Origin of the sequence: Aquimarina gracilis (assembly GCF_035285365.1) — a bacterium.
Lineage (GTDB): Bacteria > Bacteroidota > Bacteroidia > Flavobacteriales > Flavobacteriaceae > Aquimarina > Aquimarina gracilis.
The window spans coordinates 382065-406746 of the sequence record NZ_JAYKLX010000006.1 but is presented as its reverse complement, the minus strand read 5'-3'; the positions used below and the strand labels follow the sequence as shown (position 1 = coordinate 406746).

The 24682-nt window shown below is 34.2% G+C and carries 18 protein-coding genes; 5 read left to right on the top strand and 13 right to left on the bottom strand.

Features of this window, described 5'->3' with window-relative positions; translation table 11 throughout:
* Window positions 1-12: 12 nt before the first annotated feature.
* From U6A24_RS14690 to U6A24_RS14680, 3 genes are all read right to left on the bottom strand, one after another.
* Window positions 13-1251 (bottom strand): mechanosensitive ion channel family protein, encoded by a 1239-nt coding sequence (locus tag U6A24_RS14690; RefSeq protein WP_324180748.1) that lies wholly within the window; start codon window positions 1249-1251, stop codon window positions 13-15.
* A 154-nt stretch (window positions 1252-1405) separates the two neighbouring features.
* Entirely contained in the window at window positions 1406-4027 is a 2622-nt protein-coding gene (locus U6A24_RS14685; protein WP_324180747.1) for a TonB-dependent receptor, read from the bottom strand.
* A 280-nt stretch (window positions 4028-4307) separates the two neighbouring features.
* Window positions 4308-4826, bottom strand: a complete 519-nt coding sequence (locus tag U6A24_RS14680; RefSeq protein WP_324180746.1) for a hypothetical protein — start codon at window positions 4824-4826, stop codon at window positions 4308-4310.
* Window positions 4827-5027: 201 nt separating this feature from the next.
* Between U6A24_RS14680 and ychF the strand changes: the two genes are divergently transcribed.
* The 3 genes from ychF (at window position 5028) to U6A24_RS14665 (ending at window position 9514) form a co-directional block, all read left to right on the top strand.
* Entirely contained in the window at window positions 5028-6122 is a 1095-nt protein-coding gene (gene ychF, locus U6A24_RS14675; RefSeq protein WP_324180745.1) for a redox-regulated ATPase YchF, read from the top strand.
* A gap of 128 nt (window positions 6123-6250) precedes the next feature.
* Window positions 6251-7147 carry a DMT family transporter gene (locus U6A24_RS14670; protein ID WP_324180744.1) on the top strand — a complete coding sequence of 299 codons (897 nt, stop codon included), beginning with the start codon at window positions 6251-6253 and terminating at the stop codon, window positions 7145-7147.
* Between the two features lie 165 nt (window positions 7148-7312).
* Window positions 7313-9514, top strand: a complete 2202-nt coding sequence (locus tag U6A24_RS14665; protein ID WP_324180743.1) for a tetratricopeptide repeat-containing hybrid sensor histidine kinase/response regulator — start codon at window positions 7313-7315, stop codon at window positions 9512-9514.
* A gap of 50 nt (window positions 9515-9564) precedes the next feature.
* On the opposite strand, the gene U6A24_RS14660 is transcribed toward U6A24_RS14665, so the two are convergent.
* The gene (locus U6A24_RS14660; RefSeq protein ID WP_324180742.1) at window positions 9565-12009 is read right to left on the bottom strand and encodes an alpha/beta hydrolase family protein; all 2445 of its coding nucleotides are present in this window, start codon (window positions 12007-12009) and stop codon (window positions 9565-9567) included.
* Between the two features lie 132 nt (window positions 12010-12141).
* On the bottom strand, window positions 12142-12912 hold the full coding sequence (locus tag U6A24_RS14655) for an alpha/beta fold hydrolase (protein ID WP_324180741.1): 771 nt from the start codon (window positions 12910-12912) through the stop codon (window positions 12142-12144).
* A gap of 131 nt (window positions 12913-13043) precedes the next feature.
* Between U6A24_RS14655 and U6A24_RS14650 the strand changes: the two genes are divergently transcribed.
* A complete protein-coding gene (locus U6A24_RS14650) occupies window positions 13044-14921 on the top strand; it encodes a M61 family metallopeptidase (protein ID WP_324180740.1) in 1878 nt (625 codons plus the stop codon).
* A 67-nt stretch (window positions 14922-14988) separates the two neighbouring features.
* Here the strand turns inward: U6A24_RS14650 and U6A24_RS14645 are convergent, their stop codons facing one another.
* From U6A24_RS14645 to U6A24_RS14610, 8 genes are all read right to left on the bottom strand, one after another.
* The gene (locus tag U6A24_RS14645) at window positions 14989-15381 is read right to left on the bottom strand and encodes a Dabb family protein (protein WP_324180739.1); all 393 of its coding nucleotides are present in this window, start codon (window positions 15379-15381) and stop codon (window positions 14989-14991) included.
* Between the two features lie 33 nt (window positions 15382-15414).
* Entirely contained in the window at window positions 15415-18033 is a 2619-nt protein-coding gene (locus U6A24_RS14640; protein ID WP_324180738.1) for a TIM-barrel domain-containing protein, read from the bottom strand.
* A gap of 3 nt (window positions 18034-18036) precedes the next feature.
* Window positions 18037-19143, bottom strand: a complete 1107-nt coding sequence (locus U6A24_RS14635) for a Gfo/Idh/MocA family protein (protein WP_324180737.1) — start codon at window positions 19141-19143, stop codon at window positions 18037-18039.
* A gap of 232 nt (window positions 19144-19375) precedes the next feature.
* Window positions 19376-20170 carry a polyphosphate kinase 2 gene (gene ppk2, locus U6A24_RS14630; RefSeq protein WP_324180736.1) on the bottom strand — a complete coding sequence of 265 codons (795 nt, stop codon included), beginning with the start codon at window positions 20168-20170 and terminating at the stop codon, window positions 19376-19378.
* Between the two features lies 1 nt (window position 20171).
* The gene (gene ppk2, locus U6A24_RS14625; RefSeq protein WP_324180735.1) at window positions 20172-21017 is read right to left on the bottom strand and encodes a polyphosphate kinase 2; all 846 of its coding nucleotides are present in this window, start codon (window positions 21015-21017) and stop codon (window positions 20172-20174) included.
* A gap of 78 nt (window positions 21018-21095) precedes the next feature.
* Complete coding sequence (gene ahr, locus U6A24_RS14620; protein ID WP_324180734.1) at window positions 21096-22106, bottom strand: NADPH-dependent aldehyde reductase Ahr; 1011 nt, start codon at window positions 22104-22106, stop codon at window positions 21096-21098.
* Between the two features lie 107 nt (window positions 22107-22213).
* The gene (locus tag U6A24_RS14615; protein ID WP_324180733.1) at window positions 22214-23083 is read right to left on the bottom strand and encodes a hypothetical protein; all 870 of its coding nucleotides are present in this window, start codon (window positions 23081-23083) and stop codon (window positions 22214-22216) included.
* Between the two features lie 167 nt (window positions 23084-23250).
* Window positions 23251-23643, bottom strand: coding sequence for a rhodanese-like domain-containing protein (locus tag U6A24_RS14610; protein ID WP_324180732.1), 393 nt, complete (start codon window positions 23641-23643; stop codon window positions 23251-23253).
* Between the two features lie 133 nt (window positions 23644-23776).
* Between U6A24_RS14610 and U6A24_RS14605 the strand changes: the two genes are divergently transcribed.
* On the top strand, window positions 23777-24667 hold the full coding sequence (locus U6A24_RS14605; protein WP_324180731.1) for a LysR family transcriptional regulator: 891 nt from the start codon (window positions 23777-23779) through the stop codon (window positions 24665-24667).
* The last annotated feature ends 15 nt before the right edge of the window (window positions 24668-24682 follow it).

Here is a 24682-nt window from a genome sequence, read left to right as displayed (position 1 = left end):
TTTTGAGATGGGTTAATTTTCTGGTGAATAATCTAATTCAAATACTTCAAGATTAAAATAGGGGATTGCCGATAACAAATGATCAAAAATGTCGGCCACAATTTTTTCATAGTTTTTCCACACTTTGTCATTGCTAAAGGCGTAAATTTCTAATGGTGTTCCCTGTGCAGTAGGTGCCAATTGTCGACTCATTATAGTCATCTCTTTATTGATGTACGGGTGATTTTCAAGATAGGACTCTACATATACCCTAAAAACCCCCATGTTTGAAAGGTTTCTACCATTAATTAATATGTTTTTGTCTATATTATGTTCTGTATTAAAAGAGTCTATTTTGGATTGAGCGATTTTCAGATAGTCTTTGATAAGTTCTATACTCTCTAGTCGCTTGATATCTTCTTTTGATAAAAAAGAAATACTAGATGTTTTGATGAGTAGTGATCTTTTAATTCTTCTTCCACCAGAATCCATCATTCCTCTCCAATTTCTAAAAGATTCTGATATTAAGTGATACGTTGGAATGGTAGTAATAGTTTTATCAAAATTCTGCACTTTTACAGAGGATAAATTAATTTCTACTACATCGCCATCGGCTCCATATTTTTCCATTGTAATCCAGTCTCCAATGCGTACAGTATCATTTACCGCTACCTGGATACTGGCCACAAAACCTAAAATTGTATCCTTAAAAATCAACAAAATAACGGCAGACATAGCCCCAAGAGCCGTAAGGAAAGTCCAAATTGATTTCCCAGTTATCGAAGAGAATACTAAAATAGCTCCGATTGACCAAACAAAAATCATGAATACCTGTACATAACTATCAATAGGTTTGTCCTTGAAAGATTCTAGTGATTTCAGAAAATCTCTGAATGTTCTTAAAATGCTTCTTAAAATCCAAATGACCAATACAATGGCCATGATATCAAATAGTAGTTCCAGATACTTTTCTGTGGTTGGAAATGCAATAAACAATTCGGGTAAAATCCAAATTACCATAGACAAAGGAATTATATGCGCCAGATGATTAAAGGTTTTATTTTTTACCAGATAATCATCAAATGTATTTTTGGATCTTGAAGCATAGGCTTTAAAAATCGAGATGAATACTTTTTTGGTAATAAAATGAACTATAAAAAGTACAGCAACGAGTATAGATGTTCCGATTACAAGGTTTAAATATTCTGAAAGGTTTTCTGAAAAACCTCTCTCAATAAAAAAGTAATAAAAATAACGTGTTAATTCTTTCATGAATTGGTTTGTCCTAATTGTTTGACAAAATTACACGTAAACCTGATTTAATAAAAATTATAAGATACATTTAAGATAGAATTTGATATTGATAACCATAAAAAAACGTCATATATCTAAATATGACGTTTTTATTAAAAATATTGCCTGAGTATTAGAAATTGAAATCTAGTCGAGCATAGTAATAAGCTCCGCTAAATCCCATTTGAACCGCATCCCAGTATCCTCCTGCTTCGGTTTCTCCATCATCTTGTTGATCTGGGTATTCGTTGAAGATATTATTTCCCCCAACAGTGAGTTTTAAGTTTTGCGATAGCTTATACCCAAGATTAAGATCTGCTGTAATTTTTGCACCATACACATCTTCGGTATCTGCAAAATCAATTAAAACGATCTCGCTAAAATGTGTTAAACCAATACCTGCATTAAATTTTTCTTTGCTATAATTTGCATTGAAGGCAAATTTACTATCTGGTGCAGAAGCAAGTAAAAAAGCTTTTTCTCTTTCACCAAAGAAGGTGGCTTCATCGAGGTCTCCATTCTTTACTTCTTTGATATACATATTATTGATGTTTCCCGCTAGGGTAGCCGATAGATCACCAAAATTATAGCTTTCTTTCCAGGAAAGTATAATGTCTAGTCCTACGGTTTCGGTATCAACGCCATTGGCAAAAAATTGTGCCTCATTTACATTGGGTATCTGGGGAGCATCAAATGTACCCGTAAGAACTATTCTATCTTTCACATTAATAAAGTACCCATCTATAGTTGCAGTAAAAGCACCGAATTTTGCGGTTGCACCTAGTGCAGCATTTACAGCGGTTTCTTCTTCTAATTGTTCTATTCCGAAAGAAGCCGTTACTGGGCTGTTATTTGGTGATAACAAGGTTTCTGTGGCTACACCACCTTGAAAATCTGTAAATCTTAAGTTATAATATATTTGTGCCAAAGAAGGAGCCCTAAACCCGGTGCTTATCGATCCGCGAATATTAATATCCTGTGTAGCTTTAAGTCTAAATGCTAGTTTTCCGTTAATAGTACTACCAAAATCACTATAATTTTCAAATCTTGCAGCTGCACTTAGTAAAAAACTATTAGTAAAGTCCAGTTCTGCGTCGGCATAGACTGAGAAATTGGTTCTAGACCTATCTACTTCATTGGCGGGACTATATCCAGGGAAACCTTGAGATCCTCCTGGACGTAATTCTCCAGAGATAGGGTCAGTAGGTTGTGTTTGATTTGCGGGGTCTATAATTGGCAATCCATTAACATCATATGTAGCATAAGAACCTTCTTCGCCTGCAAAAATCTCAAAGTTTTCTGTGCGATACTCCGTTCCAAAAGCAATATTGAACCCTTGCAAGGTATTTGGGTAGTATTTAGAAAAGTCCAAGCTTGTGGTGTTTTGACTTAAACTGTGCCCCCCTGCATCAAAATCTGTTGGAGAAGATTCTTGTAGAGAAGCATTTAAGGTTCCTTGGATAAAATAATGAAAGTTATTTTTACCCCAGGTATTATTAAAATCAATTCTCCATCGATTTTGAGTTTCTGTTCGTATGCCGGCTGAAACAGAATTATCAATAATATTGGATGTTATCCTTGGTGTAAAACCGTTTGGAAAAATAGAAGTAACCACACGTTCGCCATCATTACGCGTAAAGGCAAAAGCATCGGTATCTCTATAGTTTCTTCCTCCAAATGCATAGAGCTGTGTTTTCTCTGAGATGGGAACTGCGGCATTGGCAAAAAAGTTAAAACCATCTATTGCGGCTTCTCCAAAGCCTCGTCTAAAATCAAACCCAGGTCTAAGTGTTTTGTTTTTACTAAGGAACTCAGTCGTAAGATTGGCATAGCCTTCTTCTCCAATTTCAACTCCATAATTGGCAGTAACTTTTACAGAACCACCATCAAAATTTTGGTCATCGGCAATACGGTTGCCATCATTTTCGGTATCCAATCTATTTCCATCTGTATTAGGAGTCCCGGCAGGAAAATCTCCTTTGGCATTAGTATTATAAGCGCCATAACTAATACCTCCTGAAAATTTATTAACATTATCTTTTAAGACAATATTAATTACACCCGCAATAGCATCAGAACCATATTGTGCCGCTGCACCATCTCTTAGGACTTCTATTCTTTTAATTGCAGTTGCTGGAATAGCATTAAGATCTGTTCCCGAATTTCCTCTTCCTCGAGTACCAAAAATATTTATTAATGAAGAAGAATGTCTTCTTTTACCATTTATTAGAACCAAAGTCTGATCTGGTCCAAGACCTCTTAATGAAGCAGGGTCTATATGGTCTGCACCGTCAGATCCAGATTGTTTGTTTGCATTAAAAGAAGGAGCTGTATATTGCAAGAGCTCATTAATCTCAATTTTACCACTTTTGGTTATTACTTCCTGCATATCTATGATATCTATGGCTACAGGAGTATCAGTTTCCGTTCTTTTTGCGCTTCTGGATCCTACTAATACAATCTCTTCAAGCTGTGCACCGCTAGTTAGTTTTACATCAATAGTTACCTGCCCTTGTACAAGTATTTCTTTGTTGTTAAACCCAATATAGCTATAGACTAAAGTATTTTCAGGAGAGACCACGATACTGTATTTACCATCAAAATCTGTAGTTGTCCCTTCGTTAGTTCCTTTAATAACAATATTAACCCCTGGTAATGGAGAGCCATCTGGGTCTTTAACTACACCCGTTACGGTCTGTTGTGCATAGCATACACCCGTAATTAATACGAATAAGATTAATGTGAGTTTTTTCATGTAAAGAATGTTTATTTAAGATGATTAATACCTTAAATATATTTAAAAAGGACTTTTGTCTCATTATATTTTAACAAACTCTTTTGATTTTTTTTAAATTTTATGTAAAAAAACTAAAGGTTCTCGGTGTGTTTTTAATATTTATCTGATATTCTTAAGTAATTGATATTTATATGTAATTATACATGTAATAAAGAAGAAATGTTATGAACGAGATTTTGTTAAAAGAAAAAACCAGGCAAAATACCTGGTTCTTAGATTTTTAATTATTTCTGTCAGTTTAGTTGGCTTTATATACTGTAGTAATCACTTTGTCTGTTTTGGAGTCATATCTTTCCAAAACGAAATTTTTTTCTTTATCAAAATGACCAAGACAATTATCTTTTTCGCCCAGATTAACAATATAGTAGCCACTGCTTACGGGTCTTGCTTTTGAAGTTTTGTTTCCAGATTTACTAAGAAACGTAATTCGATACCCTTTACCATCTGATATCAATGTATATGAATCACCTGCAGTTGAAGAATGTGATTTTTGAACTTGCACCTCGGCATCAGTATAAGTAGCCGATTGATTTGTTTTATCCTCATCGCCGGGATTTAGTTCAATCTTACTTTTTTTGGTAATTACTTCTTGTTTTTTGATCACTTTTTCTTCACCATTAGCTCCTTTGATTCTAATAATCTTGGTAACCGTTTCTTTAGAAGAATTTTCTTTTGAATTCACTTCATCAGATTGGGCCAATGCAACAGTAGCATAACCCAAGCAAAGTACTGTAGTTAGAATTTTACTAGTTCTCATTGTGTTTATTTATTGAGGTGTAAAATTACAAAAAAATGAAAAAACAACTAAAGTGATTGATTTTTAGAAATGTAAGATCTTGTTGTTTTTGTTCAATCTTAATGGATATCCATTTGTATTGTACAAGTTAATACCATTATCTTTGCACTCTTAAAATTGAGCCCCGTTTATTTCGGTCTCGAAAACTTTATTGCAATTATTATGAAAGCAGGAATCGTAGGATTACCTAATGTAGGGAAATCAACCTTATTCAATTGTTTGTCTAATGCTAAGGCACAAAGTGCAAACTTTCCGTTCTGTACAATTGAACCAAATATTGGCGTTGTAAATGTTCCGGATCCAAGACTTGAAAAGCTAGAAGAGTTAGTTAATCCGGAGCGTGTAATCCCAGCCACGGTAGAAATTGTAGATATAGCCGGATTGGTTAAAGGAGCTAGTAAAGGTGAAGGACTTGGAAATCAGTTTTTGGGGAATATTCGAGAAACTGATGCTATAATACATGTGCTGCGTTGTTTTGATAATGATAATGTTGTTCATGTTGATGGCTCTGTAGATCCTATACGGGATAAAGAAACTATTGATATCGAACTGCAATTAAAGGATCTTGAAAGTGTAGAGAAAAAACTTGATAAAGTTAAAAGGGCCGCAAAAACAGGAAACAAAGAGGCACAAAAAGAAGAAGCTATTCTATTGAAATTGAAAGAAGGTCTTGAGGCCGGGGTTTCTATAAGAGCGATAGATTTTTCAGAAGACGATCATTTTGCATATGTTAAACCATTGCAACTTATTACCGATAAACCTGTATTATACGTTTGTAACGTAGATGAAGGATCTGCGGTAAACGGAAATGACTATGTAACCAAGGTCAAAGAAACTGTGGCTTCTGAAAATGCAGAGGTTATAGTTTTGGCAGTTGGAACAGAAGCAGATATTACAGAGTTGGATGATTATGAAGAACGTCAAATGTTTTTGCAAGATATGGGGTTAGAAGAACCTGGAGCTTCTGTATTGATACGTGCCGCTTATAAACTATTAAACCAGCAGACTTATTTCACGGCAGGCGAGAAAGAAGTAAGAGCATGGACTGTTACTATTGGGGCCACAGCACCTCAAGCAGCAGGCGTGATACACACAGATTTTGAAAAAGGATTTATTAGGGCAGAAGTGATAAAATACAACGATTTTATAACATATGGTAGTGAGTCTAAGGCAAGAGAAGCTGGAAAACTTGGTGTAGAAGGTAAAGGATACATTGTTAATGATGGTGATGTAATGCACTTCTTATTTAACGTATAAAGTAATAAGATTATTAATTTATTTAAATGACCTCCTTATTGATTTATTTAAGGAGGTTTTTTTATTGGGTGTCGTAATTTGGATTGGCGTAACGTGTTTCAAAAAATACGAATATCTATTTTCGGGATATGCAGAATAAAAAATTATCCACTTACGGAATTATTTTTGCCATAACAGGTATAGTTTTATTTTCAGCAAAAGCTGTTTTAGTAAAGTTAGCATACAGGTATACTATCAGTTCTGAACATTTGTTGTTATTTAGGATGTTATTTTCATTACCTTTTTATCTTGTAATAGCTGTATTTAGTAAACGAGATACCACTGTAAAGACAACTTATAGAGACTACTTGTGGATAGTTTTTTTTGGATTTATTGGGTATTACCTGGCAAGCTATTTTGATTTTTTAGGCTTACAGTATATTAAGGCAGGATTAGAACGAATTATTTTGTTTTTGTACCCAACCTTAGTTATCATAATTTCAAGAATTTTTCTTAAAGATAAGATTTCTCAACGTCAACTCATGGCTATGATGTTAACATATATTGGGGTGGTTATTACCTTTTGGGGAGAGGTAAGGTTAGATTCTCAAAACCTCTATTTAGGTGGTTTCCTAATCTTCTTAAGTGCTTTAACGTATGCTATTTATATCGTAGGAAGTGGTTGGCTAATTCCGAAATTTGGGGTAGTTGTATTTACATCTTATGCTATGATTGTCTCTTCAATGTGCATAATCCTGCAATATTTGATTTTTGATAGGGGTGATATTCTGGGATATCCTTTAGAGCTTTATATAATTTGCCTGGTAATGGCAGTTTTCTCTACGATAATACCATCTTATCTTGTATCTGCATCTATTGCCAAAATTGGGGCGTCTAATTTTTCAATTATTGCTAGTTTGGGACCCTTTTCAACAATTATACTAGCTTATTTATTTTTGGATGAGAATTTATCGCTCATTCAAATAACTGGTGCGGGGATTGTAATCCTTGGAATTTATATTGTTTCTTCTAAACCAAAATCATAAAGTAAGTATAACACTATAAGAGATATCGATATAGTTTTAAATGCTTTTTTATTATTTTTTCCCTATTTTAATCCCTTGATTACAAGTTCTCATGTATTTGGGGGTATAAATTTTTAGTAATAGAATATTCGATTTTTTTATCGAATATAGATACAGATTTATAATTTGAGGGCCTTACATATAATATTATTTTTATTCTCTTTTCTGTTTTCAGGATTCTTCATTAATGGACAAGAACAGTTGACAAAACATGCTACAGACAGCATCGAGGAACTCGTTCAAAAGTCCAGGAAACTACTTGCAGATTTTAATATTAAGGAATCTTTGGACCATACCACCAAAGTAATCAAATATGCTCATGAGATAAATAGTAACGTCGATATAAGTCGAGGACATTACTTTATGGCTTGTAATTATGAAGTAATACAAGACTTTAGTAATTCTGAATTTCACTATAACGAAGCGCTTAAATATGCTGAATTAGCAAAGGATTCGCTTTGGATAATAAGAAGTTTAAATGGATTAGGAAATGTATATTCTGAAGGTTATAAGAACCTAGAAAAAGGTACATTTTATTATAATAAGTCCCTGGAAATTGTAGAAAAAAGCAATATAAAAACTGAAAAACTGGGGCCTATATTGAACTTAGGTTGGACATATATAGACGAAGAAAAGTATGATTTGGCTTACCCTTATTTATTAGAGGCTCAAAAGTTGGCTCAAGAGTTAGAAGAAATAGGGAGAATAGTAGCAATAAATGATATCAAATATTTGCTGGGACGATATTATGCAGGAAAAAATGAAATTGAAAAAGCGAATCAACTGTTTAATGAGGTTATTAAAGCGGTAGAAAGTTTAGAAATAATATCTGTGCTTACCGACACCTACAAAGCCAAATCTGAAGCTTTTCAAAAAGTAGGCAATACAGATTCTGCTTTTTATAGTATAAAAAAGTATCTGTTTTATCGAGATAAGCTTTTAGATGAAGAAAAGATAAAACAGGTCGAGATTGCAAAAGCTAATTTCAGCCTGGATGATTTTCAACGACAATTGGATGCTACTAAAAAGGAAAAAGAGTATCTAGCCAAAATTGCCAGAAGTAATATGGTGATCAATATTATTTCCATTAGTTTGGTTTTATTATTGGCAGGCATATTTTTCTTTTATAGGGGGTATCAATCAAAGAAAAAGTTAAGTGCTGTTTTAAAAGAAAAAAATGAAGAATTACAAGAAGCAAAGACCGAAGCAGAAAAGCTTACTAATATTAAGTCGCAATTTATTTCTACTGTTAGTCATGAGCTTAGAACTCCACTGTATGGTGTAGTAGGAATAACAACATTATTGTTAGAAGAGCAAGATATTCAAGAAAAACATAAGAAACTACTTAACTCTCTTAAGTTTTCTGGTGATTATTTGCTCGATCTTATTAATAAAGTTTTGAAAATAAGCAAGATAGAATCTAATACCGAGAAATTAACAAAAACACCTACCAACTTAATTGAGCTTTCGCGCAATCTTTTACATTCCTTTGAGTATCAGGCAAAGAGCAAGAGCAACGAGCTTATACTAGATATTCAAAAAGAGCTTCCCGGAGTACTTAGTGTTGATTCACTTAAGTTATCCGAAGTTTTGATCAATTTGATAGGTAACTCTACAAAGTTTACAGAAAACGGAAAAATTTGGCTTAGGATAAAGATCCTTTCCTTAGAAAAAGATGAAATAACAATTAGATATGAAGTTGAAGATAATGGAGTAGGAATACCAGAGGATAAAAAAGAATTCGTTTTTGAAAAGTTCTCTCAGGTTGGTAGAGAATTTAATAAGTCCGAGGGTACTGGTTTAGGATTATCGATTGTAAAAAACCTTCTCGAAATGATGGATAGTGAAATCCACCTAGATAGTAAAGAAGGTAGAGGAACAAAGTTCCATTTTGATCTTACCCTAGAAATAATTGATGAAAAGGGAGAAAACGAGTTAAATCCTGAAAATAGTGGTATCAATCAAAAATTTAGAAGAATTTTGGTTGCCGAGGATAATAAGATAAATCAGATCGTTACCAAAAATCTTTTAGACCTAATAGGATACGAGTGTACTATAGTAGAGAATGGCTTTAACGCTTTGCAAATGGTTCAAAAAGAAGACTTTGATCTTATTCTTATGGATCTTAATATGCCCTATCTTAATGGAGTAGAAGCAACAAAGAGAATACGAGAATTTGATCAAACTACTCCTATTATTGCTCTTACGGCCTCAGAGCTAAGCGAAGTGAAGGAAGAATGTATGTCTATAGGGATGAATGACATAATAAATAAACCTCTGGATAAGAATGATTTAAGAAATATTATTTCCAAAAACCTATTGGGATAAAAAAAACAGGCTTAGATCAGACTGTTTTTTACTGGTAGTTAACAACCTCTTTAATGAGTTCCTTGTTGTTGAACTTTTTTCTTATTTTTTACATATTTTTCTAACCACTGATCTTGTTCCCATAATAAATGAAGTATAGATTCTTTGGCACGATACCCATGACTTTCTTTTGGAAGCATAACCAATCGCGTCGTTGCTCCTAATCCTTTTAAGGCATTAAAATATCGTTCACTTTGAAGAGGATAAGTACCTGAATTGTTATCGGCATTACCATGAATAAGTAGTAAAGGTGTTTTCATTTTATCGGCGTGCATAAACGGAGACATCGAATAATAAATGTTGGGCGCTTCCCAATAACTTCTTTCTTCACTTTGAAAGCCGAAAGGGGTTAAGGTTCTATTGTAGGCTCCACTTCTTGCAATACCAGCAGCAAACAAATTTGAATGAGATAGCAGATTAGCTGTCATAAAAGCTCCATAAGAATGCCCTCCTACAGCTACACGATCCCTGTCAATATAGCCTAACTTATCAACAGCATCGATAGCAGCTTTACCATTTGCAACTAATTGTTTCCTGAAAGAATCATTTGGTTCTTCATCTCCTTCGCCTACAATTGGAAATGAAGCATCATCTAATACAACGTATCCTTTTGTTACCCAATATAGCATAGAACCCCAAAACGGATAGGTAAACTCATTTGGGTTTGAAGTAGATTGAGAAGCACTATTTTTATCTTTGAATTCTACAGGATACGCCCAAATAATCATCGGCATTTTTTCTTTTTTTACTTTATCATAACCAACGGGTAAATAAAGTGTGCCCGATAATTCTAAACCATCCTCTCTAGTATACTTGATTACTTCTTTATGCACATTCTGAAGGCTGGTAAAAGGATTTTTGAAAGCAGTTATTTGTTTTAAACTTTGTTCTTTGTTAATATTTCTAAGGTAATAATTGGGATACTCTGTTGGAGATTCTATTCTTACTAAAAATTCTCCCTTTTTAATATCGATGGCTTTATAAATGTTTTCCACTTTGTCGGTATATTTTGACTGGTAAAGACGAGTAGTTTTATTTGACTCGATATCAAACTTATCTATAAAAGGAAATTGTCCATCTTTGGTATGCCCATCACCAATTAGATACATATTGTTATTTTCTATATTGATAACAGAATAACCATACGAATTTTTTGTAGCAACTGGTTCCCCAGGGTCATTATATCTGTCTTGATAGTTTCTGTCATAAATAATGTTTGGTTTTTGATCTGGTTTGGAAGGGTTAAAAGCATAAGCTTTAGTATTCCTTGTATTCCACCAATAGTCATATGCAATCGCAAGATTACTTTCGCTTGTCCAATCAATTCCACCAAAACGATTTATGGTTTTTAGAATAGGTACTGGATTGCTATTAAAAGGAGCTTTGAGCTGAAAGATTTCATCCCTGTAGTCTACTTTAACGCTTGGATCTCCTTTGTCTAAGGCCTCTGCCCATATTAATGTCGCTGGTTGATCTTCGCGCCATGTCATAGAACGCTTACCCGTTCTGGTGGACATGAAACCTTTTGGAAGAACCTCGATAAGAGGCATTTTGTTTATTGTTTTTATAACTTCTCCTGTATTTTTGTAAAGCTTTGTTTCTTGAGGAAATCTTCTGTATGGAACTAAATAAGAAAAAGGTTTCTGTACTTCCGTGACTAGCACATATTCACCATTAGGAGAAAAAGAAAAGTCACTATACATAGCTGTTTCTCCCCAGTCTTCTATCGTTCCATTTAGACTTACTTTTTTAATTTCGGAATTAGCTAGTTGTTCGAAATTAAACTCATCATTTGTGTTTTTTAGTAAATCTTGATATGTTCTATTTTGTGCCTTCTTTCCGTCACTAACAGTAATAGTAGGGCCTTTCGGAACCACATTATCTGTATTTATTAAAGGCTTTTTAGAAGAAGGAATAAATTTTACCAATAAAGCAGAGTTGTCTCTAAACCATTTAAATGGAGAACGCATGTTGGCATTTAAATTTGCATCTGTAATTTTATTTACCTCTCTTTTTAAAACATCCAAAATCCATAATTGAACTCCATTTTCTGTCGTATTGGTAAATGCAATTTTAGTTTGATCAGGAGACCAGTTGAAATTAGTAATTCTTGGATTTTGAGGTAACCCTTTAACTTGTACGGCTTCTTTATCAGAAAGTTTTTTAACTTTTATATTATTTACATAATTAGCACGACTAGAGATATTAGTCTTTGGATTAATTCGCAATCCAGCCAAACGCATTTCTTTTTCTGATAACTCAGAGATAGTTTTGTAATTGTCCCTATACAGAAAAATAAAGTTTTCTCCTTTTGAGTCTGTTCTAACTATTGGAGCTAAAGATACATCTACCAATTCTAGAATTTCTTTACTCGGCTTTTGGTATTCTAATTTTTCTTGTGCTTTACTCACAAATGTAGTTAGAAATAATACAAAAAGTATTTTAATGAATTTCATATTTATGCTTTAGATTTAATAGATACGAGCCTTAATCTCCTTGATTCAATATTATCAAAAAGCTATATACGATAGACCAACTTTACAAGTTTCTGAATATTTTAGGAGTTAAGGATGTATTTTATCATTTTTTTAACTCGAAACACTGTTAATAAATTTTAATGAGTTTTCAATAATCAATTCTGGTATCTCTTTGTGCGGAGTATGTCCTACATCTTTGATTAATAAAGCTGTAGACTTTCCGGTAGATTTTGATACAATTGAAGTTACTTGGTCCAAGGTGCCATATTCATCTTTTTCTCCCTGAATGATCAAAGAAGGGCATTTCACCAAGGGGAGGTATTCTTCAATATTCCATGATCGATATGATGAAGAAAGCCACGTTTCGGTCCATAATCTAAATACATCATCAGTTTTATCTCCATGATATTTGGTTAATCTTTCTCTTAAGTTTGTGACATTATATGCTTTTTTTGCTTCTTTGATTCCCCGAATAGTTACTTTTTCAACAAAAACATGTGCCCCTTCGGTAATAATCCCAAGTATCTTTTCAGGGAACAAAGCGGCAGCAAGTAAGGCAATACTTCCTCCGTCGCTGTGTCCAAAAAGTATTACTTTATTAAGGTTTAATTTTTCAAGTATTTGACCAAGAATTTCGGCTTCTTTTTGTAAATAGTTGTTATCTCTATGGTTTACTGTAAAGGGAGCGGATTTTCCGTAACCTTGTCTGTCATAGGCTATTGCATTACAGTTTGCAAATGATGCTAATTCTTTTGGGAAATCTCTCCAAAGTTCAACACATCCAAGAGAGTCGTGCAAAAATAATACACTATTCTTTTCTTTTGAAAATGTTTTAGGGTCACAAGAAAAATGTATCCTTTGGTTGTCGATTGTTAAATCCAAAAATCTTGTTTTAGAAATTAAAAAGTGCTAAAAATAAGCTAAAGTAGTTACAAAATGCATATTTTGCGCTTTCAAAATTGTAACACGCCCCCTTTTTAAGAGTTTAGAATAATAACACATAATTTGAGTACATGAAAAATACATTGGCCAAGATTTCTATTGGTTTATTGTTAGTTGGATGTGGAGTTAAGAATCCTTCAAATGATATTGCTACAAGTCTTCCTATAAAGTCCAGTATGGATTTAACCCAAGCTGAAGAAGATAAAGTTCCTGTTGTCATTAACCCTGGACGGTTTGTTCAGGACTCTGTAACGTACTTTCTTCCTAAAGTTGTTCAGGGAACCTATTCTGTCAGTGATTTCGGTAAATACATAGAGGATTTTAAAGCCTATGATTATGAAGGCAATGAGATCGCAGTAAATAATTTGGACAATAATTCATGGTTAATTCCCAATGCTACTCAACTCGATAAAATAGCGTATAAGGTTAATGATACTTATGACATTGAAAACGTAACAATTGGAACGCCATTTTCGCCCTCTGGAACAAATATTGAACCAGAGAACTTCGTGCTTAACCTTCATGGTTTTATTGGTTATTTTGATGTTTTGAAGAATAATCAATATTCACTTGAGGTAAAAGCACCTACTGCGATGAAACGAACATCGGCATTGCAGAAAGTAGCTACTGAAACCAGCGAAGACGGACTTAATACCACAGACAAATACTTTGCATCAAGGTATTTTGAAATAACCGATAATCCTATGATGTATGGTGATCTTGATGTTGAAGAGTTTCAGGTTGGAGATATTAAAATCGTTTTAAGTGTTTATTCTCCAAATAAAATACACAAAGCTTCAAAAATTAAAGAGACCGTTTATAAAATGATGGAGGCACAAAAAGAATATTTGGGAGATATTAATAGCACTCTCAGGTATGATATTTACTTGTATTTAGCTCCTTCAACAGAAAAGTCACCTACAGGTTTTGGGGCATTAGAACATCATACCTCTACAGTTGTTGTATTACCAGAACAAATGCCAGATGAAGCATTAGCTTCAGCCATGATAGACGTTGTGTCTCATGAGTTTTTTCATATTGTAACACCGCTTAGTGTACATTCTGAAGATGTGCATTACTTTGACTATAATGCGCCTACGTTTTCAAAACATTTATGGATGTATGAAGGTGTTACCGAATATTTTGCTACACTTTTTCAGGTGAATCGGGGATTAGTTGATGAAGACGAATTTTATAGTAAAATAAGAGATAAGATTCAAAATGCTAGTGAATTTGATGATTCTATGAGTTTTACTGTAATGAGCGAGAATATCATAGAAAAACAGTATGAGTCTAATTATGCTAATGTATACGAAAAAGGAGCATTAATAGGGATGTGTATCGATATTCTGATGAGAGAGGCAAGTGAAGGTAAGCGCGGGATTTTATCATTAATGAAAGAATTATCTCTGAAATATGGGAAAGACAAACCTTTTGAAGATGATAAAATTATAGAAGAGATTATAGCTATGACATATCCTTCTGTGGGGGAGTTTTTACATACTCATGTGATAGGAACAACACCTATTAATTATGATACTTTTTTCAACAAAGTTGGTTTGGCCGTTAAAGAAGAAAAAATAGAGACAAGTTATATTCAGAATGGGCGAGAACTAATATTTGCAGGAAACATGGCTACAGGAAGTATTTTCTTTACCGAACAAGTAGTGGACAATAGTTTTTGGCATGAAAATGGCGTGAAACCAAATGATGATGTATTAGAAATTAATGGAGAGAAATTAACCATTCAAAATGTAAATAAAATTTTGGGAGCTACATTAGAATGGGAAGAAGGAGATGATCTTGAAATAAAACTAAATAGAGCGGGAGAGGATGTAGTAATCAAAACAAAAATTACACAATCCTACACCTATGGAAAAAAGTTAACTGTAATCGAGAACCCGACAGAAAAGCAACTTGAGCTAAGAAAAGCGTGGTTAAAAGGTTAAAAGAGTCGTTTTTGTTTATAAAAAAGCTACCTAAATAAGGTAGCTTTCTTTTTATAGATATACTTTTTCATAATTGTTTCGAATCGTATACGAGTACTTTCCTCCACAAATTTTTATTTTCTTCAATAAATTTTTTGTGTAATGGGTCTATCTGGTACTTATCATGAGCTTCTTTGGATTCAAAAGTAATGACTACGCAATATGTGTATGAAGCATCAACTACCTCTCTTTTAGCTGTATTTGCAGGAGTCCCTAAATGGGCTGAGGTGATAAATTTGCACTGTTCGAGGAGCTCTTTTACCCCTTTTTCAAAAGTTTTTCTTTCGTCAACGTTATCGGGATTGTTAAGCCAAAAGAAAACCGTGTGCACCAGATTCCCTTGTATTTTTTTCGTTTGCGCAAAAGATGATGAGCAAAGGCTCATAAGTACAACTAGTAATAATAGATTTTTAAGTTTCATTTTCCTGTTTTTTTAAAACGTTTAAGCTACTTATTAATATTCCAGATACCCTACCATTTTTTTGGCAACCTCCTTGCGTGCATCGGGATGTTCAAGGATAAGCTTTTTCATTTCTTCAAAGTTCCTTTCAAAATCTTCAAGAAAAGATACAATATTGTTTGGGTTGTATTGAATTCTGGTAGGAGTTTGTTCTGCTGCCAAAACAGGGTTTGGTAGGGAGGACCACCAGTTTTTTCTCGCCACTTCGATTTTCATATCACCCACCATTTTTGAAACCCTTCTGAAAAGTAACTGTTTTTCATTCAAAAGCATATCTTTCTCATGTTTGTTTTCATCATAGATGATATTGATTTTTACCTCTTCATTAGTAGAAGAAAGAGGAACTTTAATCATAGTAGTAAGTTTTTGTCCGTCATAGCTCCAATAATTTTCTTTTGCCTCTTTACTATAAGGATATAAAACCCCATCAACATGTACTGATTTTGGAGGAAAAGATCGTAGTAGTTTTAGGGTATAAGTTCTTTTGTCATACATGTCAGAATATGTTCCTTTACGTTTAGAAATAATAATTTCTGTACTGTTTTTTGAGGTTTTCTGACTTACTTTGGTTGTGGCATATTTATCCTTGGTGTATTCATTTGTGGATCCATCATCTTCATAGACTATAGCTTGTCCTTGATCTCCGGGAACAACATTTAAAATCCAATCTGATACTTGTTGTTGTAAATGGGCAATTTTTGGGTACATAGGAATAATACTACCTGCTTTTACATATATTGGAATTTCATCGACAGCAAAATTTCGAGATAATACTTTATCTCCTTCAATAAGGCTCCCTGAATGCCATTCGTACCATGTCCCTTTGGGTAGCCATATATCTTTTTTTGCCAAAGAATTTATACTAGAGACGCTATCAGAAACTGGAGAAATAATCATATCATCTCCAAACAGGTATTGATATTTATAGGTATATGCTTCTTCTTTTTCAGGATAATTATAATACACGGGCCTAATAATAGAAAGCCCTGTGTCATAAGCCATTCTTGAAGCAGTATATATGTAAGGAGCCAATTGATATCGTAGTTGTACCAATTCTTTCATGATTTTAAAGTGATCTGGGTATTTCCAGAACCTACGCTCAATACTAGAAATTTTGGCACTATGGGTTCTTAAAATAGGACTAAAAACGCCAAACTGTAGCCAACGAACATATAATTCGGCATTTCGATCTAATTCACTAGATGCATGCCCACCAATATCATGACTCCACCAACCATAACCTACATTTGCGGCTGTAGCCGTAAAATATGTTTGATACTTGAGAGATCCCCAACTTATTTTATCATCCCCAGAAAAACCAATGGGGTATCTGTGATTTCCCATACCTCCCCAACGATGAAAAATCATAGGGCGATTATTACTTTGTTGTTCCATATCGGTGAAAAAAGTATAATTGAGCCACCAGGTATTACTCAATCCTGGAACTATTTTACTCTCTGGATATTGCTGCCAATCCAACCACCAAAAATCAATTCCATTCTTTTCAAAAGGTCGTAGTAAGGTATTAAAATAAGTTTCGGCCCATTTTTTATCGGCCATTTGATAATGAATGTATTTCTTACTCTCAGTATCAAAATTATATGCTTTTGCAAAATCTTGATAGGCGTCTTCCACGGGGGCTATTCCAGAAGCGGGATGTAAGTTTAAAGCAGTTTTAAGATTATTTTCATTGGTCCAATCAAGAAATTTTTCGGGATTTGGAAATAAGGAACGATTCCAACTATATCCTGTCCAGCCCAACCAATTACCAGTTTCATCCATTTTCGGGTTTTTAGTATTCTTTAACCCTCCAAAGGTTTCATGCCAGTCCATATCGATAATCAATACATCAATTGGAATATCGTACGTTCTAAAATCGGATACCAAATCTTTTAGCTCCTGATCGGAATATACCCAATATCTTGACCACCAATACCCGAGCGCATATTTTGGCAACATTGGGATTTTTCCAGCAATAGCAATGTAGTCCTTTAAAGCTTGTTTGTAATTATGCCCATGACCAAAAAAATACCAATCCTGATGTTTGTCTTCTTTTCTTTTTTGAACCCAATTCCAGTCAGATTCATCAAAGAGGAAAGAATTAGAATCATCTAGAAGCGCAAACCCATTTCTGGAAATGATTCCGTCTTCGAGCTCAATATCCTTACCGTTCCACCATTTTCCACCATTAGCGCCATCGAGTGTTCTTGTCGTTCCTTTTAAGTTTTGATTGTCAATAACCTCGGGATTCCAAGTTTTTGATTCATCATTCAGAATATATGAAATAGTTAAATTGTCTTTTGAAAAAGCTTCTGTGCCTTTTTTATACGTGAGTGTTAATGCCTTGGTAGTAATAGTGAGTGTACTTTCTGTTTCGTTTTTATCAAAAGAAGGAACTTCCAAATTTCGATTAATCACCACAAAAGATGCCTTATCTTCAAAATTAGCATTCTCACTCCATTCCATCCGTATCAGATGAGGCGTAAGCACCGTAAACCTAGCATTTCCTGCTGTTGTTATAGCTTCTGGATTTGCCACAGGATTATTCTCTTGTGAAAAACCATAACATAGATTGAAGACCAAAATGGTACTTAGGATAATTTTATTAAGCATTTCTTATTGTTTTAATGGAACAACTCTACCAGTTTTTGCACTCTCTTTAGCAGCTTCAAGGATCTCTACTACAATCATGTTATTTTCTAAGGAAGACAGGTCATAAGGAGGAAGTTCGATTTCACCTTTGACTACCGCAGCTAATAGGGCGAAAGGATCGTCCAAAGGTGTTGGACGTTCTTCAAGTTTTTCTTTTATTTCTTTATCGTCTTCGCTTAAACGATAGCGTAAATCAGATCTGTTATCACTAAAGATGTATCCTTTTTTACCATAGATTTCCATATCTTTTCTTGCAATTGGCCAGTTCCAGGAAGCCTGAATGATTCCTTGCATTTTGGGGTATTTTAAAATGACAGTAGCTTCATCATCAACTTTAGGATAAAGATCAGGTTTAAAAGTCTGGGTAATTGCAAAAACTGATTCAGGTTTTTTTCCATTGTTTAGCCAAACGATGATATTGGCACCATAACATCCAAAATCAGGTAGAGCACCACCACCATTGGCAACAGGATCTGTAAGCCAATCCAAGAATTCTTTATTGATACCTAATTCTATTGGTCCTTTATGACCGTCATGAACCACAACTTTACTCAGATCACCTATATCTCCATTTTTAACCATATCATAGGCCTTATGGTTGGTAGCGTACCAAGTAGTTTCGTAATTGGTTAATAAATGAATATTATGTTTTTCTGCAAGGGATTTCATTTTTTTGGCATGTTCTATATTTACTGCCAGGGGTTTTTCTACCATGATATGTATTCCAAGAGGAGCAAAGGTTTCAACAACTTCGAGATGGTCATAGATGGTTCCAAAAGCAGTTACTGCCTCTGGTTTAACGGCCTTTATCATTTCTTCCATGGTACTGTAGACAATATCCATAGGATATCCATGTTGTTTGGAGTATCGCTTTGCTAAATCGGTATTGGGCTCCACAATTCCAACAATTTTAATGTCTCCTCGATCGGGTCTTCCTAAGATCCAATGTACGTGAGTATGTGTTAAACCAATTACACCAACTTTCAAAGGTTCTTTTTTTGCCTGACTTTTTGATAACTGTGGAACCATGAATAATATACAGAGAATAAACAGAAGAACAATTTTTCTCATTCGATAGCTTTTTAGAGTATGATTAAGTGAAAATTACCATATACGAATACATAGATGTTTTAAAAGTAGAAAAAAATTGAAATAAGATATGTTACAATCTTAGATAAGTAAAAAGATAAGGTCAGTTTTTCTAAATTCTTAATAAAAACTGTAATACATTGAGGTTTTGTGAATACTCATTCTAGTTATGATACCTGCAATAAGGTGTTTTTCTAAGTTGAATGAAATCCCTTTATTTTTGAAAAGGAATAGTATTTAAAATATAACGTATTGCCTCAATTCTAGCCTTTGTTTTCTTATTGGCTTCAAGAATTATCCAAGGAGAATGCTTTGTATTGGTATGTTCAAACATTTTAACTTTATACTTGGTATATTCATCCCATAACTCTTGTGCTTTTTCATCTACACGGGTCATTTTCCATCTTTTCAAAGGGCTGGTTTTGATATCTCTAAACCTATATTCCTGTTCTTCTTTGGTTATAGAAAAATAGAATTTTATGAGATAGGTATCCGATTCCAGTATCATTCTTTCAAAATCATTTACTTGCCCCATAAAAGTATTGTATTGTTTTTGTGTACAAAACTTGTTTACAGGTTCAACTACTGCCCGGTTGTACCAACTACGATCAAAGAAAACCATTTCCCCGGGTTTGGGGAGTTGGTTCACATACCTTTGAAAATACCATTGTCCTTCTTCTTCTTCAGTTGGTTTAGGGAGTGCAACAATTCTGTAATACCGTGGATTAATATGGGCAGCAATTCGTCGTATAGCACCTCCTTTACCGGCAGCATCTCTACCTTCAAAAAGTATAACTATTTTTTTTCCTTTATCAATAACCCAACTTTGTAGTTTAACTAATTCTGCCTGAAGTTCTTTAAGTTCAATTTCATACTTCGCCATTCTTAGCGCTTTCTGGACATCGGTTTTTTTATCGGCAAAGAGATATTTCAAGCCGGTAGGAGAGTTAAGTATTTCCAAATCTTGTTCAGAAAAATCTATATGCGGTTTTTTTTGAACTGTTGCCATATTAAATATCTATTTGTTCGATGTATCTGTAATAACGCACAATTACATTTGGATCGGGTAACAATGTAGTTTTTGCTTGTGATTTCCCAACATAATCAAATTGAGATAATACATAACGCATGCTTTCTATACGTGCAGTCTTTTTATCATTGGTTTTAACAATGATCCAGGGACTAAATGTAATATGAGTTTTGGAAAACATTTGTTCTTTGTAATGTGTATATTTTTTCCATAATTGTTGCCCTTTCATATCGACGGGGCTAAACTTCCATATTTTTAAAGGGTTTTCCAACCTGGCATCAAACCGTTTTTTTTGTTCTTCCTTTGAAATTGAAAACCAAAATTTAATAACCTTTATTCCATCTTCATATAACATATGTTCAAATTCTGGAACTTGAACCATAAACTTCTTGTACTGATTCTTATTACAAAAGCCCATAACAGGCTCCACTACTGCGCGGTTATACCAACTGCGGTCAAAAAAAACAATCTCACCCGGGTTAGGCAATTCTTTTATGTATCTTCTAAAGTACCATTGCCCTTTTTCTTCTTCAGTTGGTTTAGAAAGAGCAACAATTCGCATCGACCTGGGATTTAAATGCTCTGTAAATCGTTTTATAGATCCACCTTTGCCGGCGGCGTCTCTACCTTCAAAAATAATAGCTACTCTTAATTTCTTTTTGGCGATCCATTGTTGAAGATTTACCATCTCGGCTTGTAAAGCTCTAAGTTCATCTTCGTATCTGAGTCGTCTTTGAATCTTAGAAATATCAATATTTCTTTGACTTGCAATATCGATTAATTGCTTTCGTTTTTTGGCATGTGTGAGATCTTCGCGGGTAAACATGAAGAAGTAGTGTTTAATGTTTTAACAGATATTAAAGTTAAAAAAAAGGAAATTAACAAATATGACATTTGTCCTTTACTATGAAATCTTTAATACTATACGATATCTTGCTTTACCGTTTTTAAGATGATCAAAAGCTTCATTCACCTTTGCTAGAGGAAACTCTTCTATAATTGGATAAATGTTATGACGAACGCAAAACTCCAGCATTTTTCTTGTAAGAGCAGGGCTTCCCAAAGGACTTCCCGAAACAGTTTTTTCTCCACCAATTAAACTAAACGCCGGAATTGCCATGGGTTCTAATACCGCTCCAACATTGTGAAAAGTTCCTTTTGGTGACAAAACATTTAAATATCCAGGCCAGTCTAAGGTCACATTTGTTGTGTTCAAGATGAAATCCAAGGAGCCATTTATTTCTTCCATTGCCCTAGTGTCTCTTGAGTTTACTACCTTATGTGCACCCATATTAAAGATTTCTTCTTTTTTTGATGGACTAGAGCTAAAAGCGACGACTTCGCAACCCCATTTGTTTAAAAATTGAACTGCCATATGGCCAAGACCACCAATACCTATCACGCCCACCTTATCGGTTGGTTTTACACCAGCCATGATTATTGGGTTGAAAACTGTAATTCCGCCACAAAATAATGGCCCTGCTTTACTCAGGTCTATATCCTTTGGTAACGGTATGGCCCAGGACCAATGACAACGCACATGATCGGCAAACCCGCCATGGCGACCTACAATAACTTCTTCTTTAGTTGGACATAGGTTATGACTCCCGCTCATACATTGATCGCAATGCATACAGGATTCAGAAAACCACCCTAATCCAACGAGATCTCCATTTTTTATGTTTTTTACATTAGGCCCAATATCAACAACTTCTCCTACAATCTCATGACCGGGAACTATTGGAAACTGCGCATTTCCCCAGTCATTATTAACCATACTAATATCAGAATGACATATCCCACAATAATGAACTTTAATATCTACTTGTTCTTTGCCTATATCTCCTAATTCATATTGAAAAGGTTCGAGTCGAGCTCCAGCTTCTTTTGCTGCATACGCATGTATAGTTGTCATAATTTCGTGATTTTAAGTTAATTTTTGTGTACAAGAAAATTACGAAATTTACATCTGTTGGAGTAGCCGTAAGGATATAAATAGTGTTAAGTATTTTTCTTAAGCAACTATTGAAACGATGGTACTAACCCTCTAAGTCCCATATCTACAATATTTTCACCAGAATCGGGATCAACATCCCATTTTCCATTTTGATTTACATCAACCCATTCAAAACTATTATTTATAGATAAAGAAAGTGTAACCGTTATGTCTTCAGACTCATTACCAGTAATCACCAGGTTTTGGTCAAAATTTCCAGTGACAACACACGAACCCTGAGGGATAGGAGAGGTAGTAAACAAAGGATTAGGGACGGTAGTTGCTCCCTCTGGAGCTTGACCGGTTTGTACACCAGTAATAGTTTCAAAACCCCAATATCCTTGAGATCTGTTGCCATTTACCGTTACAGTTTCGTTTTTTATAGTGTATTCGGTTAGGTAGTTATTAAATCCAACAAAACTAGCTACAGTACCTGTAAATGGAGCGTCATTAAAATAAAATTGCACATCATAGTTTTGATAAGACAATGAAAGCCGTACCCATTCATAGGATCCAGGAGTTATGTCCTTAAGAGATACTTCTAAAAAGACATCACCAGGAGCTACTACATTTGATCTGTTAAAGTCTATAGCACCAGCACCTCCTTTATCAGTTTCGGGAGCTTGATATACTATAGCGCCATCTCCAAGCAATGTCGTTGCATTTGATGTAAACTCTAAATAATGAGCAGAGATTGAGTTAAAAACAGGACTTTGCCCAGCATTACCCGCTGGGATATTAGCAGGAGTCCCAGTATTTCCCAAACGAACTTGTGTTGGGTCTACTTCTAATTTTATAATTAATTTGGGATCGTTATTCGATGTGTTGTCATCTTTATTACAGGATAGGAAAAGAAGTATACTTGCAAAAGCAAGTAAAAAGTAGAGTTTTTTCATGATTTCGGGTTTGGGGTTATTTAGCATCAAATCATGTTGATGAACCTCTAATATAAAAATATTTTTTAATACTACCCGATTAGTTATAATCTATGATCTGATTTTATGATCAAATACCGATTATCTCAAGACGGTATTTGATCATAAAAAGGGTTAAAGGTTAACACCTAACAAGCACATTTGATTAAAGAACCTCCCGTAGGATTTGTACCTTGGGTTGCATACCCGTCAAATTTCCACCACTCGATACCACCTATTAATTCCTTGACCTTAAAACCAAGTTTAGCCATTTTTAGAGCGCCTTTGGTGGACGCATTACACCCAATACCATCACAATAACAGATATAGGTTTTTTCTTTATCCAAATGTTGTGTGCTTTCTGTTGTCATTTCTCTATGCGGAAAATTAATAGCAGTTGGAATATGTTCTTTTTCATATCCAAAAGACTGTCTTGCATCTATAACTACAATATTTTCTTGATTTTCGAGGGCGTCAAATAAATCCGCCGGATCCATTTCATATGCCAGTTTGCTTTCATAAAATTTCGTTTGATCGTTCATAATTATTGTGTTTTATTTGGCTCAAAATTATAGGCTGAGTACTTCATGTTCCTAATTATATAGCTGAATGATTTGATGGTATAGTTGAAATATTTTCATATTCGAAATTCCCACATTATCGTAGCTTTGTGGTATGGATATCAAATATTTCAGGTTAATAAAAACAATAGCTGAAGAAGGAAATATTGCCAATTCTTCTGAAAAATTGTTTCTTACGCAATCGGCTTTAAGTCATCAATTGCGTGAATTAGAGGGGCGTTTAGAGTTTAGAGTGTTTCATCGAACCAGAAATAAGTGGAAACTAACCGAAGAAGGGCAGGAGCTATACAAAATGGCTAATGAAGTATTGAATACTATTGAACTTGGGTTTAATAGTATAAAAAAGATCACAACGGGTTCCAAAGGTACAATTAGGGTTAGTACAGAATGTTATTCTTTTTATCAGGGATTGCCAAAGTTTATTCAGAAAATGGGAGTTTTATACCCCGATATTGATGTCGATTTGGTATTAGAGGCTACGCATCAACCCATTTCAAAATTATTATTAAAAGAGATCGATATGGCTTTGGTTACTTCAAAACCGGTAAATGAGGAGTTGATAGAGATTCCACTTTTTGAAGATGAAATTTTTGCTGTTTTACACAAAGAGCATACCTATAGCAAGACTGCATATTTAGAGGCTGGTAATTTTTTAAAACTTCATTTAATTATTCACTCATTTCCATTGGAAACTGTTTCTGTATACAAGCAGTTTTTAAAACCAAACAAAATAACTCCCTTAAAGATTTCTGCCATTCCTCTTACCGAAGTCGCTCTCGAGATGGTAAATGCAAATATGGGGGTAATGTGTATGCCAAAGTGGGCCTTGCAATCTCTTAATATCTCTGACGACATTGTATTAAAAAGAATTGGAAAACACGGTTTAAAAAGAACTCATTATTTGGTGGCAAGAAAAGAAGATCAATATAAAAAGTATATTCATGACTTTATTTCCAGTTTTGAAGAAGACTTTTTAGATGTATAAAATAAAAAGGATTCA

Excerpts from the sequence above, each read along its gene's own strand:
- ychF (WP_324180745.1), top strand. The coding sequence starts at position 5,028 with ATGAAAGCAGGAATCGTAGGATTACCTAATGTAGGGAAATCAACCTTA.
- U6A24_RS14680 (WP_324180746.1), bottom strand. The coding sequence starts at position 4,826 with ATGAGAACTAGTAAAATTCTAACTACAGTACTTTGCTTGGGTTATGCT.
- U6A24_RS14685 (WP_324180747.1), bottom strand. The coding sequence starts at position 4,027 with ATGAAAAAACTCACATTAATCTTATTCGTATTAATTACGGGTGTATGC.
- ppk2 (WP_324180736.1), bottom strand. The coding sequence starts at position 20,170 with ATGGCAACAGTTCAAAAAAAACCGCATATAGATTTTTCTGAACAAGAT.
- U6A24_RS14645 (WP_324180739.1), bottom strand. The coding sequence starts at position 15,381 with ATGAAACTTAAAAATCTATTATTACTAGTTGTACTTATGAGCCTTTGC.
- U6A24_RS14670 (WP_324180744.1), top strand. The coding sequence starts at position 6,251 with ATGCAGAATAAAAAATTATCCACTTACGGAATTATTTTTGCCATAACA.
- U6A24_RS14610 (WP_324180732.1), bottom strand. The coding sequence starts at position 23,643 with ATGAACGATCAAACGAAATTTTATGAAAGCAAACTGGCATATGAAATG.
- U6A24_RS14690 (WP_324180748.1), bottom strand. The coding sequence starts at position 1,251 with ATGAAAGAATTAACACGTTATTTTTATTACTTTTTTATTGAGAGAGGT.
- U6A24_RS14650 (WP_324180740.1), top strand. The coding sequence starts at position 13,044 with ATGAAAAATACATTGGCCAAGATTTCTATTGGTTTATTGTTAGTTGGA.
- U6A24_RS14660 (WP_324180742.1), bottom strand. The coding sequence starts at position 12,009 with ATGAAATTCATTAAAATACTTTTTGTATTATTTCTAACTACATTTGTG.
- ahr (WP_324180734.1), bottom strand. The coding sequence starts at position 22,106 with ATGACAACTATACATGCGTATGCAGCAAAAGAAGCTGGAGCTCGACTC.
- U6A24_RS14605 (WP_324180731.1), top strand. The coding sequence starts at position 23,777 with ATGGATATCAAATATTTCAGGTTAATAAAAACAATAGCTGAAGAAGGA.
- ppk2 (WP_324180735.1), bottom strand. The coding sequence starts at position 21,017 with ATGTTTACCCGCGAAGATCTCACACATGCCAAAAAACGAAAGCAATTA.
- U6A24_RS14615 (WP_324180733.1), bottom strand. The coding sequence starts at position 23,083 with ATGAAAAAACTCTACTTTTTACTTGCTTTTGCAAGTATACTTCTTTTC.
- U6A24_RS14640 (WP_324180738.1), bottom strand. The coding sequence starts at position 18,033 with ATGCTTAATAAAATTATCCTAAGTACCATTTTGGTCTTCAATCTATGT.
- U6A24_RS14635 (WP_324180737.1), bottom strand. The coding sequence starts at position 19,143 with ATGAGAAAAATTGTTCTTCTGTTTATTCTCTGTATATTATTCATGGTT.